The sequence below is a fragment of the Paenibacillus nanensis genome (genome assembly GCF_003583765.1).
Taxonomy (GTDB): domain Bacteria; phylum Bacillota; class Bacilli; order Paenibacillales; family Paenibacillaceae; genus Pristimantibacillus; species Pristimantibacillus nanensis.
Genome location: NZ_QXQA01000005.1, coordinates 235,262 through 251,506, shown reverse-complemented (window position 1 = coordinate 251,506; position 16,245 = coordinate 235,262). Strand labels below are relative to the sequence as shown.

Below are 16,245 nucleotides of genomic sequence, written 5' to 3'. Positions count from 1 at the left end.
GGAGAAACCCCTCTCAAATGTTTGTTCGCCGTGGCGGCAAGATCCGGTCTATAAACTCCGTCGTGTCGATCGAAGCGAGCTTTGTGCGGCCGGGTCCCCAGCCGACTGTGGCGCGCCAGCTTCCAAGCAGACCGGACGCGATTAATTCCTCTTCCTCCACGTCGACGGAGACATCGGCGTAAGGGGAGACGTACAGCGCGTCCGCAGGACAATGCGCTTCGCAGACAAAGCAGGTTTGACAGTCCTCCTGCCGTGCGATAAAAGGCAAACCTTCTGCGTCAACGTCGAAAACATGCGTCGGGCATACTTTGACGCATATCCCACATCTGATGCACCGATCGTCGCTTACGAGCTCAATCATAGGGCGTAACCTCCTTTACTCGAGATAAAACCACGAGTCATGAAAACAAAAAAAGATGCTCCACGACTGTGGGCATCTCCGCTCATACGGTTGATTGGGGTAGAAAATTAATAATTTCCATAAGAATACTTGGATATATACGTATCATACCTTCGCTCGTTCGAATGGTCAACAATAAATATTTCTCTCCATTGACAAAGAAGGGAATCACTGTTAGCATGCGATTATAACCAAGTATTGTGATGGGGATAGAGTGAATCATGTATTTTTTAATTGAATGCTATTATGACCGTTCGAACGGAAGCTGCCTTGGCGTCAAGGTAAGTCTTCTGTTTTTTAATTTATACGAAGTGGAGGAGTGATGGAGAATGTCTGAACAAACATTGCGGTCCGCCCCGTTCGAAATTGCTGTTAGCGACGGGCTTAAGGTAAGAGGGCGGGTGAAAACGCAGGAGAACGGAGTTCGCAAGCCGATTGTCGTTGTTGCCCATGGCTTTAGGGGGTTCCAGGATTGGGGGTTTTGGCCGGACGTGACGGACCGGTTCGCTTCTCGGGGCTACTACACGGTCAGCTTCGATTTCTCTCGTATCGCGGCGAAGGAGGAGGGGCTGGACGATGGGCGTGTCGCCCGTGCGAGCACGCAGTCCCAAGACGTGCTGGATATTGAAGCTGTTATACGCCTTATCGGGGAAGGGCGTCTTCCGCTTCAGGAAGAAGCCGATTCGAACCGGGTCGCTTTGCTTGGACACAGCCGTTCGGGCGGAAGCGGCATATTGTATGCCAGCGAAAATCCCGAGCAGGTTGACGCGGTCATTGTGTGGAACGGCGGGCCTGCACCGGCGAAATCGTCGAAGGAGCCGGATTTGACGCCGGTGCAGTTGGCCGTGGCGCTCGATTACGAAGCCAATCCGGAGCGCTTTGATATCGCGTCACGATTCCAGGAGCTCAGTCAGCCGGCGCTTATCGTGCAAGGAGACAGCGACAGTGAGCGACTGCTGGCTTTCGTCGACAGGCTAAAGGAGCTTGCCCCCCACCAAAGCTATGTGTCGATCCAAGGCGCGAACCATACGTTCGGCGCGGTTCATCCTTACGAAGGGTCGAATGAAGGGCTGGACGCGGCCTTTGAGGAGACGGCTGCTTTTCTGGCCAGAACATTTCAGCCGAAAGCGGCGGTTTAAGAGCGGCGGGACCGCCTTATCGGCCCCGGAATGGCCATCGGGGGTGATGTAAGGCGGCCGGACCGCCTTATCGGTCCCGGATTGGCCATCGGGGGTGGTGTAAGGCGGCAGGACCGTCTTATCGGTCCCGAATTGGCCATCGGGGATGGTGTAAGGCGGCGGGACAGCCTTATCGGTCCCGGATTGGCCATCGGGAGGGGGGAAGGCGGCGGGATCGTCTTATCTGTCTATGAACGGCCAGTTGGTGGGGATTGAGTTGTCGAGACCGCCTTATCCCCTAAAGCAGCCGGACGAGTAATACGGCAGGACAAACGAAAGGGGCGTCCCCCGTCATTCGTGATGACTAGGGATGCCCCTTTCGTTACGCTAATCGCCTATACCCCTCAGTTCTCCATTCTTCAGCCGCGCGCCCTTGAATGAATATTTTTTTCTGCCTAAAGCGACTCCAGTCTGATAGTGAACGCCGTTATCGTTACGCGACAATTGCGATCCGAACGACAGCGCCTTATCCAAAGTCACTCGTCGAGAAGGTAAGGCACGCCGAATATATCAATACGTCTAATGCCCGCCTAAAAACCGGAAAATTGGTGTTGTACGCAGGAGTAGGCTATGCTATAGTGAATAAAGTGCAGGAAACCACTTGGATTAATAGGCATTAACGCATTCAACCGTACAAACGGAGATGCGCTTTCGATCATGGATCGGAGGCGCATTTTTTATTTTGAAGGAGGGAAGGATATGGCGCTTATTGCAAACAACATCACGGAACTGATCGGGGGAACGCCTTTGGTCCGCCTGAATAAGATCGTTCCGGAAGGAAGCGCGGAAATTTATGTGAAGCTCGAATTTTTTAATCCCGGAAGCAGCGTGAAGGATCGAATCGCCATCAGCATTATCGAGGAGGCGGAGCGCGAAGGAAAGCTGAAGCCGGGCGCGACCATCATTGAAGCGACGAGCGGCAATACCGGTATCGGCATCGCGCTCGTGGCTGCGGCGAAAGGCTATCGGGCGATTCTGGTCATGCCGGAGACAATGAGCATCGAGAGGCGGAATCTGCTTCGAGCTTACGGAGCGGAGCTCGTCCTTACGCCCGGAGGCGAAGGCATGAAAGGCGCGATTCGCGTCGCGAAAGAAATTTTGGATAAAAATCCGGACTACTTTCCCGCGCAGCAATTCGATAACCCGGCTAACGTCAAAATTCACCGCGAGACGACAGGGCCGGAAATTGTAGAGGCGATCGATTCGCTGGACGGACGGCTGGACGGCTTCGTAGCGGGCATCGGAACCGGCGGCACGATTACGGGCGCAGGCGAAGTGCTCCGCGCGCGCTATCCGGACATTCATATTGCGGCCGTCGAGCCGGCCTCTTCTCCGGTATTATCCGGCGGAAGTCCAAGTCCGCATAAGATTCAAGGCATCGGCGCCGGTTTTGTGCCGTCTATTCTGGATACGGGTATTTATGACGAAATTATCCAGGTGACGAATGAGCAGGCGTTCGAGACGGCTCGGCTCGCGGCCAAATCGGAAGGCATTCTCGGAGGCATCTCTTCCGGTGCGGCTATTTATGCGGCTCTTCGACTCGCGGAGAAGCTTGGTGCCGGCAAACGCGTCGTCGCCATCGTTCCGAGCAACGGCGAGCGCTATTTGTCGACCGTACTGTATGCGGAGGAGCAGCAAGCCTAGTCTAAAAAGCGGGCTGCCGCCTTTAAATCCTACTTGACAGATAGGAATTATGTGTTATTATCCGAATATAATCATTCATAAGTCGACTGGACGTCCAGAGACATGACCGAATCCTTATAGAGGAGAGGTTATGTCTCTTTTTTTCACCCGTCGTTCATTCCATTTTATTAAGGGGGAAGCAATGATGGCTTACACTTTGCAAATCGGGGAGTCCGCTCCTGACTTCAATCTGCTGGCAACGGACGGAAAGCGTTACAGCCTGGAGAATTTTGCGGATGCAAAAGCGCTTGTCCTATGGTTTACCTGCAATCATTGTCCTTTCGTTCAAGGCTCGGACGAAGTAACGCGCGAAACGGCGCTGAAGTATGGCCCGCAAGGCGTCGCGTTTGTAGCGGTCAACTCCAATAGCGCAACCTCGTATCCGGATGATTCTTACGAGAAAATGATCGAACGAATCGACGAGCATAAGTTTCCATGGACGTACCTCCATGACGAGAAGCAAGAGACCGCGCTTGCCTACGGCGGGCTTCGCACGCCCCACTTCTACGTATTCGACGCGGACCGCAAACTGATCTACACAGGGCGCGCCGTCGATTCGCCGAAGGACTCGGAAAAAATTACTTCCTACGATTTGAACAATGCGCTTGACGATTATTTGGCGGGACGCGAGGTAGCGGTGCCGCTTACGAATCCGATCGGCTGCAACATTAAATGGGAAGGCAAGGATAAAAAATGGATGCCCGCAGAGGCATGCGATTTGGTGCTTAACTAGCGGTTTGAAGGGAAGGGACTTCCAAGGCCGAGGCATCCAAGCGTCGGGCGGAGGTCCTTCTTTTACCACAATAGAATGTATAAGTTTTCGAGAAATCGAAAACCGAAATTCGATTTGGTGATAAAAACCTCATCTAAACGCGGTCGCGCATCCTCGAAGGACTCCGCTAGGAGTTTTTCTTAAAAGTAAATTCCAACTAAACTGATCTGAATGATAAACATAAGTGGATCGACCGTATAAACGGAGATGTGCTTCTCTCGCATTGGCTTTCGCGGAGCAGGGGAAGCGCGTCTTCTTTTTTTGTACAAGAGAAGCTTACGTCAGTCACAGGACAAAAAAAGAGGAGAATCGATATGAAAAAAACGGGGATATCTTTGCTCTCCATTATCCTTTTACTGAGCGTACTTGCCGCATGCAGCGGGGGAGGCAACGCCGGAACGCCGTCAGACATCTCGAATAACCAGCCGGGAAGCCAGCCGCAAGCAAGTGAAGAAGGAGGCGGGGAGCCGGTAACGCTGAAGGTGCTTCGCGCGGGCATTACGGTTACCGAGACGGAATTCGAGAAGGTGCTGGTTGAACGAACGAAGGAGAAGTTCCCGAACGTCACGCTGGAATGGGTGGACGCTCCGGAGGATGTCGAGCTGGAGCCGCTGATTACATCGGGTACGGTGCCGGACATTATGTTCGTGTCCACCTCCTCGCTTTCGACAACGCTTAAGGATTTGGATCTTGCGGAAAACCTTCAGCCCTATATCGAAAAGTACGAGGTGGATCTTACTCGTCTAAAACCGGTCGTGCTGGACACTATTCAGAAGTACTCGCCGGACAACGAGCTGCATGGGATTCCATTTTCGGTTAACTTGCCGGTCCTGTTCTACAACAAGGATATATTCGATAAATTCGGAGTCCCTTACCCGCCGAACGATCAGATGAGCTGGAATCAGGCGATCGAGCTCGGCAAACAGGTGACCCGCAGCGATAACGGCGTCGACTATGTCGGTATCGACCTGTTCGGCTCGAGCAATATCGCGACGGGACTCGATCTATACATCGTCGACCCGGAGACGGGCGAAGCGAACGTCACGACGCCGGAGTGGATCAAAGTATTCGAGCAGCTGAAAAAGAGCTATGAGGTGCAAGGCTATATCGGCGCAGACGGCCGTTATCAATACGCGAACGACGACGATATTTTCTATAACGAGCAGAACCTGGCCATGGTCGCCTATAATATCGCTCATTTGCTCGGGCCTTTGGAGGAGCTGCGCCAGCAGGGCGTAGAGCTGAACTGGGACTTCGCCCCGTTCCCGAATTTCGAAGAAAATCTGGGCACGGGCAAAGCGGCTAACATTCATTCGATGATCGTAACGAAATCAAGCAAGCACAAGGATATCGCGTTCCAGGTGATCGCGAACGTCCTTACCGACGAGTCCCAGCTTGCGCTGGCGAAGGTCGGCCGTGTTCCGACGGTGGAAGGCAAGCAGTTCGAAGAAGCATATGGCCAGGATATTCCGGTGTTGCAGGGCAAAACGGTTGAGAACATCTTCAAGGCACCGCCTCGAAACGTCATTAAACCGCATAAGTTCGAAAGCAAAGTGCGCAAGTTTTTGGAGGAAGCGGAAAGAAGCATCGCGGTTGACGGCCAAGACGTCAATACGGCGCTCCGCATCGCCCAGGAATCGATCGAGAAAGAGCTTGAAACGCTGAACAACACGTCGAACTAACCGATCAAGAAAACAAACGAAGCAACCGGCGCGGGCGCCATAGCCATTATGGCGCCGCGGCTGCCGTCTTAGGAGGGTGAGCCTGATGGCCAGCATCTCGATCCAGCATCTGTATAAACGCTACGGCAAGGAGAAGCAGCCTGTCGTAAGCGACTTTCATTTGGATATTGAGGACAAAGAGTTTCTGGTATTCGTCGGCCCTTCGGGCTGCGGAAAATCGACGACCCTTCGCATGATCGCCGGCTTGGAGGATATTTCGGAAGGCGAGGTTTATATTGGCAGCCAGCTGGTGAATCACCTCCCGCCGAAGGACCGCGACATTGCGATGGTTTTTCAAAACTATGCATTATACCCCAATATGAGCGTCTACGAAAATATCGCATTCGGCTTGCGTCTTCGCAAGCAGCCGCGGCATGAAATCGATCTTGCGGTGCGCCGCGCGGCACGGGTGCTCGAAATAGAACCCTATTTGAACCGGAAGCCGAAGGAGCTGTCCGGCGGCCAGCGTCAGCGGGTCGCCCTCGGCAGGGCGATCGTGCGCAATCCTAGCGTATTCCTCATGGATGAGCCGCTGTCGAACCTCGACGCCAAGCTGCGCGTGCAGATGCGGATGGAGCTGATCCATCTTCATAAAACGCTCGGCGCCACGTTTATTTACGTGACGCACGACCAGATTGAAGCAATGACGATGGCCGACCGGATCGTCGTCATGAAGGACGGCGTCATTCAGCAGATCGGCACGCCGGAGGCGGTATACATGACGCCAAGCAACCGGTTTGTGGCGAGCTTTATCGGATCGCCCGGCATCAATTTTATTGAAGGAAAAATAACGGACGGACCGGACGGCAGGCTGCATTTTACGACGAACCGTTTCTCCCTGCCGGTTGCCAAGGACACGGCCGAGATGCTGAAACGGCATAACAAGGTGGACCGCCGGGTGACGCTTGGCGTGCGTCCCGAGCATGTCGGGCCGGAGGGGCTCTACTCCGAGTCGGTATTCACGGCGGTGTTCAAAGTAAGCGAGCTGATGGGAGCGGACCGGTTCCTGCACCTCGATATCGGGCAGGACCGCCTTCTGGTAGCCCGAGTGGACGCGCATTACCGCTGCGAAGAAAACGAGCGTTTACGGATCGTGATCGATATGTCCAAAGCGCTGTTTTTTGAACCGGACAGCGGAGAAAGGCTCGCCTAGGCGGTGAAACGGAAGGAGAGTGAAAACGATGCGGAATATCGGCAAACGGCGTTACCTCTACTCGGCGATTCTGCTCCTTGCCGTCATCATCCCGATTTTGGCGTTCGGGCTCGGGTTTTCGAGCGCCGGCTCAAGCTCCTTGGACGGTCCCTACGAGACGGTGCTGGAACTGGAGGGCTTCCGGGAATGGGCTGACCGCTCGATCGCGGAAGCCGAGCTGGAGCCGTATTATGCCGACGTGCTCTTGGACGAATATGCAAGTATCCCGCATGCAAGCTCGCGTATTGCCGTCGAAGCATCGGCTCCTGCCGCCCGTTCCGACGAGTCCGCATTGCGAAAGGGAGCGTACGGAGGCAGGGACAACGTGCTTGTGTGGGACTCGATGGATACCCATTGGGCGGAATATAAGGTAACGGTCCCTGAAGACGGGCTGTATGAAATGCATGCAACGTATTTGCCGCTGAAGGGCGAGGACAACACGCGTCCAGTCGTATGGGATGTGAAAATAGACGGAGCGCGTCCGTTCCGGGAGGCTTCATCGATCACGCTGTACCGGCAGTGGAAGGATGCCGGCGACATGAAAAAAAATGACGACGGCGACGAAATCCGGCCGGTTGCCGCGGATATATCCGACTGGCAGACGCATCCCCTCGTCGATTCGGGGGCGAACTACGCCGAGCCGTTCAAATGGCATTTCACGAAGGGGACGCATACGATCCGGGTCGAAGGGTATGAGCCGGTCGCAATCGCCGAGCTTGCGCTGGAGCCTCCGCAGGAGCTTCCAACCTACCTCGAGGCAAAGTCGTCCTACCCGTCTTCCGAGTCGCCGGATGCGGACGACATCCTCATCCAGGCGGAGCAAATGACATGGAAAAACGACCCTTCCGTCGTCATGATGTGGGACCGCGATTGGCGGTCGGTTCCGCGGGCGGAAGGGCGCATCACGTACAATACGATGGGCGGCGTCCGGTGGGACTGGCCGAATCAGGAAGCGGCATGGGAGTTCGAGGCGCCGGAGAGCGGGTTGTACAAAATCGGGTTGCGGGCGCTGCAAAACCGTTTCTCGCAGAAGGCATCGTTCCGCACCATCAAGATCGACGGCAAGGTGCCTTTCAGGGAGCTGCTCACGTACCGGTTCCCTTATGGCAGCACATGGCAAAGCGTCGTGTTGTCCGACGGGTCTGGCGAACCTTTCGACATTTATTTGGAGAAGGGCAAGCATACGTTGTCTATCTCGCTTACGCACGCATCGGTCAGCCCGATCGTGCGGGGCATCGAGAACCTGAGCGCGCTGCTCCGCGATATCGACACCGATTTGAACGCGCTGACGAGCGGGCAGGTCGACCGCAACCGGACGTGGAAAATCGACCGCGATTTGCCGGGCTTAAAAGGCCAGCTCGAGCAGGCCGCACATAACCTGGATGTGCTCGCGGACGCGATGACGGAAGTGAACGGACGCAAGGACAGCGCCAGCGAAGGGTTTCGTTCCTCGGCTGGCGATCTGCGGGCATTGCTGGAAATACCGGACGACATTCCGTACCATGTGGACGAAATTGCCTCCATTACGGAGAAAATCAACAATTTCGTTGTTAATTTGCACAAGCAGCCGCTTCAGCTCGACGAGATCTATATTGCTCCCGCAGACGGCGAGTTCCCGGATATGCTGGCGTCTTGGGGAGAGCAGGCCGTCGGGATTGCCGCTAATTTCTTTTATTCCTTCAATACGCGCCAAAGCCTTGGCGAGCTGGATGATAACGAGCTGAACGTCTGGGTGCTTCGCGGCCGCGACTACGTGACCCAGCTGCAGGATCTGGCGGACGAGACGTTTACGCCCGTCACGGGCATTAAAGTGAAGGTCAATCTGCTGCCGAATCCGGAGCTGCTCGTAATGTCGAACGCGGCGGGGCTGCAGCCGGACGTGGCGCTTGGGCTGAATCAGGATTTGCCCGTCGATTACGCGATTCGCGGCAGCGTGTACGACCTGAGCCGCTTCGGCGATTTCAAGGAGGTATACGATAAGTTCAGCCCCGGATCGTGGCAGGCGCTTTATTACGACAAGGGCTATTACGGCTTGCCGGAGACGCAGTCGTTCCAGGTGCTCTATTACCGCAAGGACATCATGCGCGAGCTGGGCCTTGCCATCCCGCAAACCTGGCAGGACGTATACGACATGCTGCCGACGCTGCAACAGCATGAAATGAACTTTTATATGGATCCTCAGCAATTTTTGCCGTTTATTTCACAGAACGGCGTGGAGTTTTATACGCCTGACGGGTTCCGTACCGGGCTCGATACGCCGGAAGGATTCCATGCCTTCAAGCAATGGACCGACCTGTACAATATGTACGCGATGGAGAAGCAAGTGCCGAGCTTCTACCAGCATTTCCGGACCGGCACGATGCCGATCGGCATTTCCGATTACAACATGTATGTCCAGCTTGCCGCGGCGGCGCCTGAGCTGAACGGCCGCTGGGGAATCGCTCTCATCCCAGGCGTGGAGAAGCAGGATGGCACGGTCAGCAGATGGGCCGGCGGCTTGCAGACGACGGGCGTCATCTTCCAAGAGTCGAAAAAGAAGGAGCAGGCTTGGGCGTTTCTGAAATGGTGGATCTCGACGGACACGCAAGTGCGTTACGGCTCGGACCTTGAAGCGATTAACGGGGTCTCCTTCCGGTGGAATACCGCGAATGTGGAGGCGTTCGTGCGGCTGCCATGGAAGCGGGAGGACGCGAACGTGATCCTGCAGCAATGGGCGTGGTACAAGGAAAAGGAAAACCCGCCCGGAGGTTACTTCATGGGGCGGGAGCTGAACAACGCCTGGGTGCGGTCCGTCATCGACGGAATGAACTACCGGGCGTCGCTTGAAAGCGCGATTCTGGACATTAACCGCGAGCTCAGGCGCAAGCAGCAGGAGTTCGGCTTTATTGACGAGAACGGCCAGCCGCTGAAGTCGCTCGACTTCCCGGTCGTGAAGGAACCATGGGACGGGGTGAATCCATATGTCAAATAAACTCGGGTCGGGCGGCATAGCCGTCCGGGGCCAATCGAAGCTGGGCGTTCAGGAGACGGACATTCCTGCTGCGGAGCTCGGGAGGGAGCGGGTCCGCGCGAGGAGCCGGGTAACGGCGCTGCTCAAGGAAATATGGCGTTATCGGCTCAGCTACTTGTTCATCTCGCCGTTTCTGCTATGCTTTATCGCTTTTATCGTCATTCCGGTCGTCGCTGCCGTGGCGCTCAGCTTTACGTATTTCAACGCGATCGAGAGGCCAAGGTTTATCGGGTGGCAAAACTTTCAATATCTGATCTCGCAGGATTTGCTGTTTTTGAAATATGCGCTCCCGAATACGTTCAAATTCGCCATTATCGTAGGCCCCGGCGGCTATATCGCGGCGTTTCTGCTCGCGTGGCTGATCTCGCAGCTGCCGGGCAAGCTGCAGAAATGGTTCTCTCTGGCGATGTATACGCCGTCTCTTACGATCGGGATCGCCATGTCCATTGTCTGGCTTCCGCTCTTAACGGGGGATCGAATCGGATACCTGAACAGCATTTTGCTCCGTCTCGGATGGATCGAGGTGCCGCAGCTTTGGGTGACGGACCCGGCCTACCTGATGAACGCTATGATCGGCGTCACATTATGGTCCAGCATGGGCGTCGGGTTTCTCGCGATGCTGGCGGGCATACTGAACGTCAATAAAGACTACTACGAAGCCGCGCGCATTGACGGGATGAAAAGCCGGCTCCAAGAAATCTGGTATATTACGATCCCTTCCATGAAGCCGCAAATGCTGTTCGGAGCGGTAATGGCGATTGTGACGACGTTCAAAACCGGCGCGATTGGCGTCGAGCTGTCCGGCGTCAACCCGACGCCTGCATATTCCGGCCATTTGATCATTAACCATATCGACGATTTCGGCTTTATCCGGTTTGAGATGGGGTACGCCGCCGCGATATCCGTCTTTCTGCTTATTCTAATGTACGTCTCCAATAAGCTGAGCTGGGGCTTGTTCGGCTCGAAGGGAGATGAATGATATGCTTCACTTTTTATGGAAACGAAGGCGCTCGAAGCTGAACCGGATGGACGGCTTTCAAAAGCTGCTCACGCTGCTGCTCAGCGTTCTGGCCGTTTTTATGCTGCTGCCGATCGTTTATATTTTCAACCATGCGTTTAAGCCATACCACGAATTGTTCGTCTATCCGCCGACTTTTTTCGTGAGGGAGCCATCCTTTCAAAACGTCAACGAGCTGCTTGCGGTTACGTCACGCTCCACTGTGCCGATGATCCGTTACCTGTTCAACAGCGTGTTCGTCTCGACGCTGGCGGTTATTCTGGTAACGGGCATAAGCGCCTTGTGCGCCTACCCGCTGTCCAAACACCGGTTCCCGGGCGCGGGCTTCGTTTTTGCCGCCATTCTTCTGACGCTTATGTTCGCGCCGGAGGTCGTGCAAATTCCCCGCTATCTGGTCGTAAGCGAGCTGGGCATCATGAATACGTACTTCGCCCACCTGCTGCCGCTTATCGCTATGCCGATCGGCGTGTTTCTGCTCAAGCAATTCATGGACCAAATTCCCGACTCGCTGCTGGAGGCGGCTAGGATTGACGGCGCGAGCGAATTTACCGTCTTTCTGCGTATCGCGGTTCCCGTCTGTATGCCGGCGATCGCGACTGTCGCGATTTTGGCGTTCCAGAACGCGTGGGGGAACGTTGAAACCTCGTCCTTGTTCATGTTCGACGAAGAGATGAAAACCTTCTCCTTCTTCTTGTCGACGCTTACGAGCAACCTGGCGAACAACGTCGCCATGCAAGGGGCGGCGGCAGCAGCGGCGCTCATCATGTTCGTGCCGAACCTGGTCGTGTTCGTCATTCTGCAGGGCAAAGTGATCGCGACGATGGCGCATTCGGGTATCAAATAAAGAGCGGAGGGAGTTCGCATGCACAAACGGCTCGCGCTGCGCATCGCGTCGCTTGCGATTATAACAATCGCGGCGGCGATTTCGGCTTACCCTCAGCAGGCCTGGGGGGATGTGCCGTATGAAACCTATTACAAAGACAACTATAACCGGCAATACAAGATCCAAACGGCATATATGCCCTCGGCTGCGCTCGGCAACGAGCTGTTTATCGACGACCCGGAGCATCCGGGACAGCAAACATTTTCGCCGCTCAATCAGCCGCAGGATTTGTTCATTGACGAAGACGACAACATGTACATTGCCGATACCGGCAACAACCGGATCGTCCATCTGAATGCGGAAGGGCAGCTCGTCCGCGTGCTGGAGCTGAAGGACAAACCGCTGAACCGCCCTCAGGGCGTCTACGTGCATGATAACGGCGACATCTATATCGCGGATACCGGCAACAACCGGGTGGTCCGGCTGGATAAGGACGGAGCGGTGCTGAAAGAGTTTGTTCGTCCGGAGTCGAAGCTGATTCCCGATTCGTTCAAGTTCGATCCCGTTAAGCTGGTCGTCGATAAGCGCGGTTTCTTGTACATTGCGACGCTCGGCGGCTACCAAGGGCTGCTGGAGCTTGATCCGGAAGGGCAATTCCAGGGCTTCTTCGGAGCGAATAAGACGAGCGTGTCCTTCATCGACAGCCTTAAGCGGCTGCTGTATTCGAGAGAGATGTACGAACGGGAAATCAGCAAGCTGCCCGGCTCCATTACGAGCGTTGATAAAAACGAAGAAGGCTTCATCTATACCGTAACGAAGGAAGTCCGCAGAGGCCAGCTGAAAAAGCTGAACATCGCGGGTCTTGACCAGCTTGCCGGCAAAGGAGAATTCGCCGATACGCTGTCAGACGGCAGATACGGCGAGTTTATTCAGGGCGCAAAGAACGGAGGCGCACACGAGTCGCCGCAGTTGAACGATTTGACCGTCGACGGGGACGGAAACATAACGGTCATCGACACGAAGCTGAATGTCGTCAGCCAATACGACGGGAACGGCAACCTGCTGTTCTATTGGGGCGGCTCCGCCGGCGATACGACAACGAAGCTGGGTCTCGTCAAATTGCCGACCGCGATCGCCAGCGATTCGGCGGGCAGGCTGTATATTCTCGACAGCGAAAACAATGTGGTGCAAAAATACGAGCTTTCCGAGTTCGGCCGGCTGGTTCATCAGGCGAACAGCTTGACGCAGGACGGCCGCTATGAAGAAAGCGAGCCGCTGTGGCGCGAAGTGTACCGCCAAAATTCGTATTATGCTCCCGCCGTTCTCGGCCTTGCGAAGGCAGCCTATAAAAGAGGCGAATACGAGGAGGCGCAGAAGCTGTTCCGCGACGCGGGCTGGGCGCAGGGCTACTCCGATTCGTTCTGGCAAAACCGGCTGCTCTGGTTCCAAAATAACTTCGGACTGTTTATGAATATTATTTTTGCCGTTCTGATTGTCGGCTGGGTCCTCAGGGTTATGGCGAGGCGGTTCGGCGGACGGCTGCTTAAGCGCAGCTCGCGGGAAGCGCGGCGGCCGCGAAGCGAGCTCGCGGGGCAGCTCAGGCACGCGCTTTATATCGTCAAGCATCCGCTAGACGGCTTTTACGGGATCCGCCATGAAGGCAAAGGAAGCGTCCTGAGCGCGACCATCGTGCTGGCGGTCGCGCTTGCGGCATACGGCTTTATGCGGTCGCGGACGAATTTTATTTTTAACCCTTCCGTTATCGTCGAGCCGGGAGTGATCAATGCGTTGATCCAATTTAGCGTCGTATGGCTGGGATTTGTCATCGCGAACTACTTGACCAGCTCTCTGAGTCAGGGAGAGGGACGGTTCCGGGATGTCTATACGGGAAGCGCGTATGCCATGCTGCCGCTCGCGGCGGTCGGCATTCCGCTCACCGTTTTATCCGGCGCGATGACGCTGAACGAGTCTTCGATTTTTTATTTTCTGCAATACGGATTATACGGCTGGGCGGCGCTGCTCCTGTTCTGGCAGGTTCAAGGCGTTCAAAACTTCAGTGTATGGGAAGCGGTGAAAAATGTGCTGCTGACCGTATTGACGCTGTTCGTTATCGCGATATTGATTTTTATCGTGTTCAGCCTGACCAGCGAGCTGGCCGACTTTATTTATTCGATTTATCAGGAGGTGGCGATCCGATGAAACGTCAGTTAACGGCTTTTATTGTGACGGCGGGCGTGACGGGATTGCTCCTTCTCGGACTGATTTGGCTTATTCAGAAGGATGCCGAAGGCTCTATTCCGGCGGCGAATCCAGCGCCGGCGGAGATCGCCGCCGATGCGTCGGCGCCGATCGAGCCGGGCTTGCCGGATGAGAGCCGTTTCACGGCTGCGGGCGAAAGCGAGTCGTTCCGGTTATGGGCGGATGCGGTGACGGGGCACTTCAAGGTGGAGAGCAAAGCGAGCGGGCGGATCTGGCGTTCGTACCCGGATCCCGCTTATTGGGGCGTGGAGACCGCAAGCGGCGTCTGGAAGACGAACTTCCTGTCGCCGGTCATGCTGGAATATATCGACGCGACGAATTCCAAATCGCAGACCAAGCTGACGAATTGGATGGAGGAGAAGGGCGTGCTCGAAGGGTATGAGCGGCTGGAGAACGGCTTCCGCGCCGTATTCCATCTGACATCGTCAGGGTTCAAAATTCCGGTCGAGGTTCGGCTTATCGAAGATTACGTCGAGATCAAGGTGATCGACGGCGAAATCGAAGAAGGGGCTTTCAGCCTGCTGAACCTGAAGGCTTATCCGCAGTTCGGCGCTCAGCCCTCCAAGGATAAAAACGGTTATTTATTGCTGCCCGACGGCTCCGGAGCGCTGGTCCGTTTCGACGAGAACCGGACGGGCGATAAATCGGTTTACCGTGAACCGGTCTATGGGGCGGACCTCGCCTTTTACAATGAAATGACGAGCCGCAACGAGATTCGGATGCCGGTGTTCGGATTGAAGTCCGGCGAACAGGCTTTTCTCGGCGTGATGACGGAAGGCGAGGCTTACGCGAAGCTGTTCGCGGCGCCGGCAGGCTCGCTGGGGACTTCCAATTGGATTAGCCCGGAGTGGCAGTACCGGATCAAGTTTTTCCAAAGCACGGACCGGGAAGGCACGGAGGGCTTTTATACGTTCAGCAAGGACCGGTTCGAGGCTTCGTCGCGGAGCGCGAGATACTACCTGCTCGAAGGAGAGGCGGCCGGTTATGATGCAATGGCTTCCCGTTACCGGCAATATTTGATCGAAGAGAAGGGGCTTGCGAGGCTTCAGCCGGATGGGGAGGACATTCCGTTCTACGCCGATCTGATCGCCGCCGATCTTCAGCAGGGCGTGCTGTGGGACGACTATATCGTCGGCACGACGACCGGCCAAGCGGAGAAGCTGGTGTCTGAGCTGAAGCAAGCGGGGATCGGGAGCGTTACAGCGATCTACCACGGCTGGCAGAAATGGGGATACAGCTCGTATGGCGGACTGTTCCCGGCGGATAAACGGATCGGCGGCAATCAAGGAATTAAAAAGCTTGCGGAAGCGGTGCAGGGAATGGGAGGCAGGCTGCTGCTTGCGGCCAATTACTCGCTGAACAACAGCGGCCGAGGGGGCTTCTGGCATTTGAACGACGGCCTCCGCAACTTGGCGGGCACGCTGCAGGAGACGGAAGCCGGCAGGCAAAGCGACATCCCGATCGTCAGCCCGCTTTATGCCTTCCGCGAGGCAAAGGACGATTTGAGGGCCTATAAGGAGCTTGGAATTGACGGCGTCCTGTTCACCGGCGGTATAGGAAGCGCGCTGCATACCGACTATAACAGTCGCAACCGCGCAACGCGCCTCGAAGTGCAGGAGGGCCAGCGCTCCGTTCTGCACGAAACGGCGAACGCGCTCGGCTTCGCTGCCGTGGAGGACGCAGGGGTGTATGCGCTGCCCGAAGCGGGACATATTCACCGTATTGCGGATGATTATTCCTATGATCTATTCACCGACGAAGCGGTTCCGTTCGCTCAGATCGCCCTGCACGGTCTCGTTACGTATACGCTGGAATGGGGCAATCTTCGAGACGAATATGTGGAGGAATATCTCCGGAGCGCGGAATACGGCGCTTATCCGGCTTATGTGTTCACGGCCGCTCCGTCGGAACGGTTCAAGGAAGCCTACTCGGTCTGGTATTACAGCATGAACTACCGGGATTGGATCGGTACCGCGTCGGCGCAATACAAAAAGCTGAACGAGACGCTGCGCGAAGCGCAGGACCAATACATTGTGAGGCACCGCGAGCTTGCGCCGGGCGTGAAGGAAACGGTCTACGAGAACGGACTATCCGTTATCGTGAACTACAATGATGCCCGGTATCAAGGCGCAGGGTTCGAGGTCCCCGCCAAAGACTTTATTTCGCTGACAAAGGAAGGTGGGGAATAA

General features: G+C 55.7%; 11 protein-coding genes. 10 read left to right on the top strand and 1 reads right to left on the bottom strand.

The window, feature by feature from the left end; genetic code table 11:
- Positions 1-13: 13 nt before the first annotated feature.
- Positions 14-361 (bottom strand): 4Fe-4S dicluster domain-containing protein, encoded by a 348-nt coding sequence (locus tag D3P08_RS11035; RefSeq protein ID WP_119599742.1) that lies wholly within the window; start codon positions 359-361, stop codon positions 14-16.
- Positions 362-729: 368 nt separating this feature from the next.
- On the opposite strand from D3P08_RS11035, the gene D3P08_RS11030 reads away from it, so the two are divergent.
- From D3P08_RS11030 to D3P08_RS10980, 10 genes are all read left to right on the top strand, one after another.
- Positions 730-1,539, top strand: a complete 810-nt coding sequence (locus D3P08_RS11030) for an alpha/beta hydrolase family protein (RefSeq protein ID WP_119599741.1) — start codon at positions 730-732, stop codon at positions 1,537-1,539.
- A 738-nt stretch (positions 1,540-2,277) separates the two neighbouring features.
- Complete coding sequence (gene cysK, locus D3P08_RS11020) at positions 2,278-3,222, top strand: cysteine synthase A (RefSeq protein WP_119599739.1); 945 nt, start codon at positions 2,278-2,280, stop codon at positions 3,220-3,222.
- 184 nt (positions 3,223-3,406) lie between these two features.
- Entirely contained in the window at positions 3,407-3,994 is a 588-nt protein-coding gene (locus D3P08_RS11015; RefSeq protein ID WP_119599738.1) for a thioredoxin family protein, read from the top strand.
- A 353-nt stretch (positions 3,995-4,347) separates the two neighbouring features.
- Positions 4,348-5,715, top strand: a complete 1,368-nt coding sequence (locus D3P08_RS11010) for an ABC transporter substrate-binding protein (RefSeq protein ID WP_119599737.1) — start codon at positions 4,348-4,350, stop codon at positions 5,713-5,715.
- Positions 5,716-5,800: 85 nt separating this feature from the next.
- Complete coding sequence (locus D3P08_RS11005) at positions 5,801-6,907, top strand: ABC transporter ATP-binding protein (RefSeq protein ID WP_119599736.1); 1,107 nt, start codon at positions 5,801-5,803, stop codon at positions 6,905-6,907.
- A gap of 28 nt (positions 6,908-6,935) precedes the next feature.
- Positions 6,936-9,917, top strand: coding sequence for an extracellular solute-binding protein (locus D3P08_RS11000; protein WP_119599735.1), 2,982 nt, complete (start codon positions 6,936-6,938; stop codon positions 9,915-9,917).
- The gene (locus D3P08_RS10995; RefSeq protein ID WP_119599734.1) at positions 9,907-10,935 is read left to right on the top strand and encodes a carbohydrate ABC transporter permease; all 1,029 of its coding nucleotides are present in this window, start codon (positions 9,907-9,909) and stop codon (positions 10,933-10,935) included. The genes D3P08_RS11000 and D3P08_RS10995 overlap by 11 nt, the downstream gene beginning before the upstream one ends.
- Before the next feature lies 1 nt (position 10,936).
- On the top strand, positions 10,937-11,818 hold the full coding sequence (locus D3P08_RS10990) for a carbohydrate ABC transporter permease (protein WP_240647420.1): 882 nt from the start codon (positions 10,937-10,939) through the stop codon (positions 11,816-11,818).
- Between the two features lie 18 nt (positions 11,819-11,836).
- Positions 11,837-13,996 (top strand): YIP1 family protein, encoded by a 2,160-nt coding sequence (locus D3P08_RS10985; protein ID WP_119599732.1) that lies wholly within the window; start codon positions 11,837-11,839, stop codon positions 13,994-13,996.
- Entirely contained in the window at positions 13,993-16,245 is a 2,253-nt protein-coding gene (locus D3P08_RS10980) for a DUF5696 domain-containing protein (RefSeq protein WP_119599731.1), read from the top strand. Before D3P08_RS10985 ends, D3P08_RS10980 begins: the two co-directional genes overlap by 4 nt.

Excerpts from the sequence above, each read along its gene's own strand:
- D3P08_RS11010 (WP_119599737.1), top strand. The coding sequence starts at position 4,348 with ATGAAAAAAACGGGGATATCTTTGCTCTCCATTATCCTTTTACTGAGC.
- D3P08_RS10985 (WP_119599732.1), top strand. The coding sequence starts at position 11,837 with ATGCACAAACGGCTCGCGCTGCGCATCGCGTCGCTTGCGATTATAACA.
- D3P08_RS11000 (WP_119599735.1), top strand. The coding sequence starts at position 6,936 with ATGCGGAATATCGGCAAACGGCGTTACCTCTACTCGGCGATTCTGCTC.
- D3P08_RS11030 (WP_119599741.1), top strand. The coding sequence starts at position 730 with ATGTCTGAACAAACATTGCGGTCCGCCCCGTTCGAAATTGCTGTTAGC.
- D3P08_RS10990 (WP_240647420.1), top strand. The coding sequence starts at position 10,937 with ATGCTTCACTTTTTATGGAAACGAAGGCGCTCGAAGCTGAACCGGATG.
- D3P08_RS11005 (WP_119599736.1), top strand. The coding sequence starts at position 5,801 with ATGGCCAGCATCTCGATCCAGCATCTGTATAAACGCTACGGCAAGGAG.
- cysK (WP_119599739.1), top strand. The coding sequence starts at position 2,278 with ATGGCGCTTATTGCAAACAACATCACGGAACTGATCGGGGGAACGCCT.
- D3P08_RS10995 (WP_119599734.1), top strand. The coding sequence starts at position 9,907 with ATGTCAAATAAACTCGGGTCGGGCGGCATAGCCGTCCGGGGCCAATCG.
- D3P08_RS10980 (WP_119599731.1), top strand. The coding sequence starts at position 13,993 with ATGAAACGTCAGTTAACGGCTTTTATTGTGACGGCGGGCGTGACGGGA.
- D3P08_RS11015 (WP_119599738.1), top strand. The coding sequence starts at position 3,407 with ATGGCTTACACTTTGCAAATCGGGGAGTCCGCTCCTGACTTCAATCTG.
- D3P08_RS11035 (WP_119599742.1), bottom strand. The coding sequence starts at position 361 with ATGATTGAGCTCGTAAGCGACGATCGGTGCATCAGATGTGGGATATGC.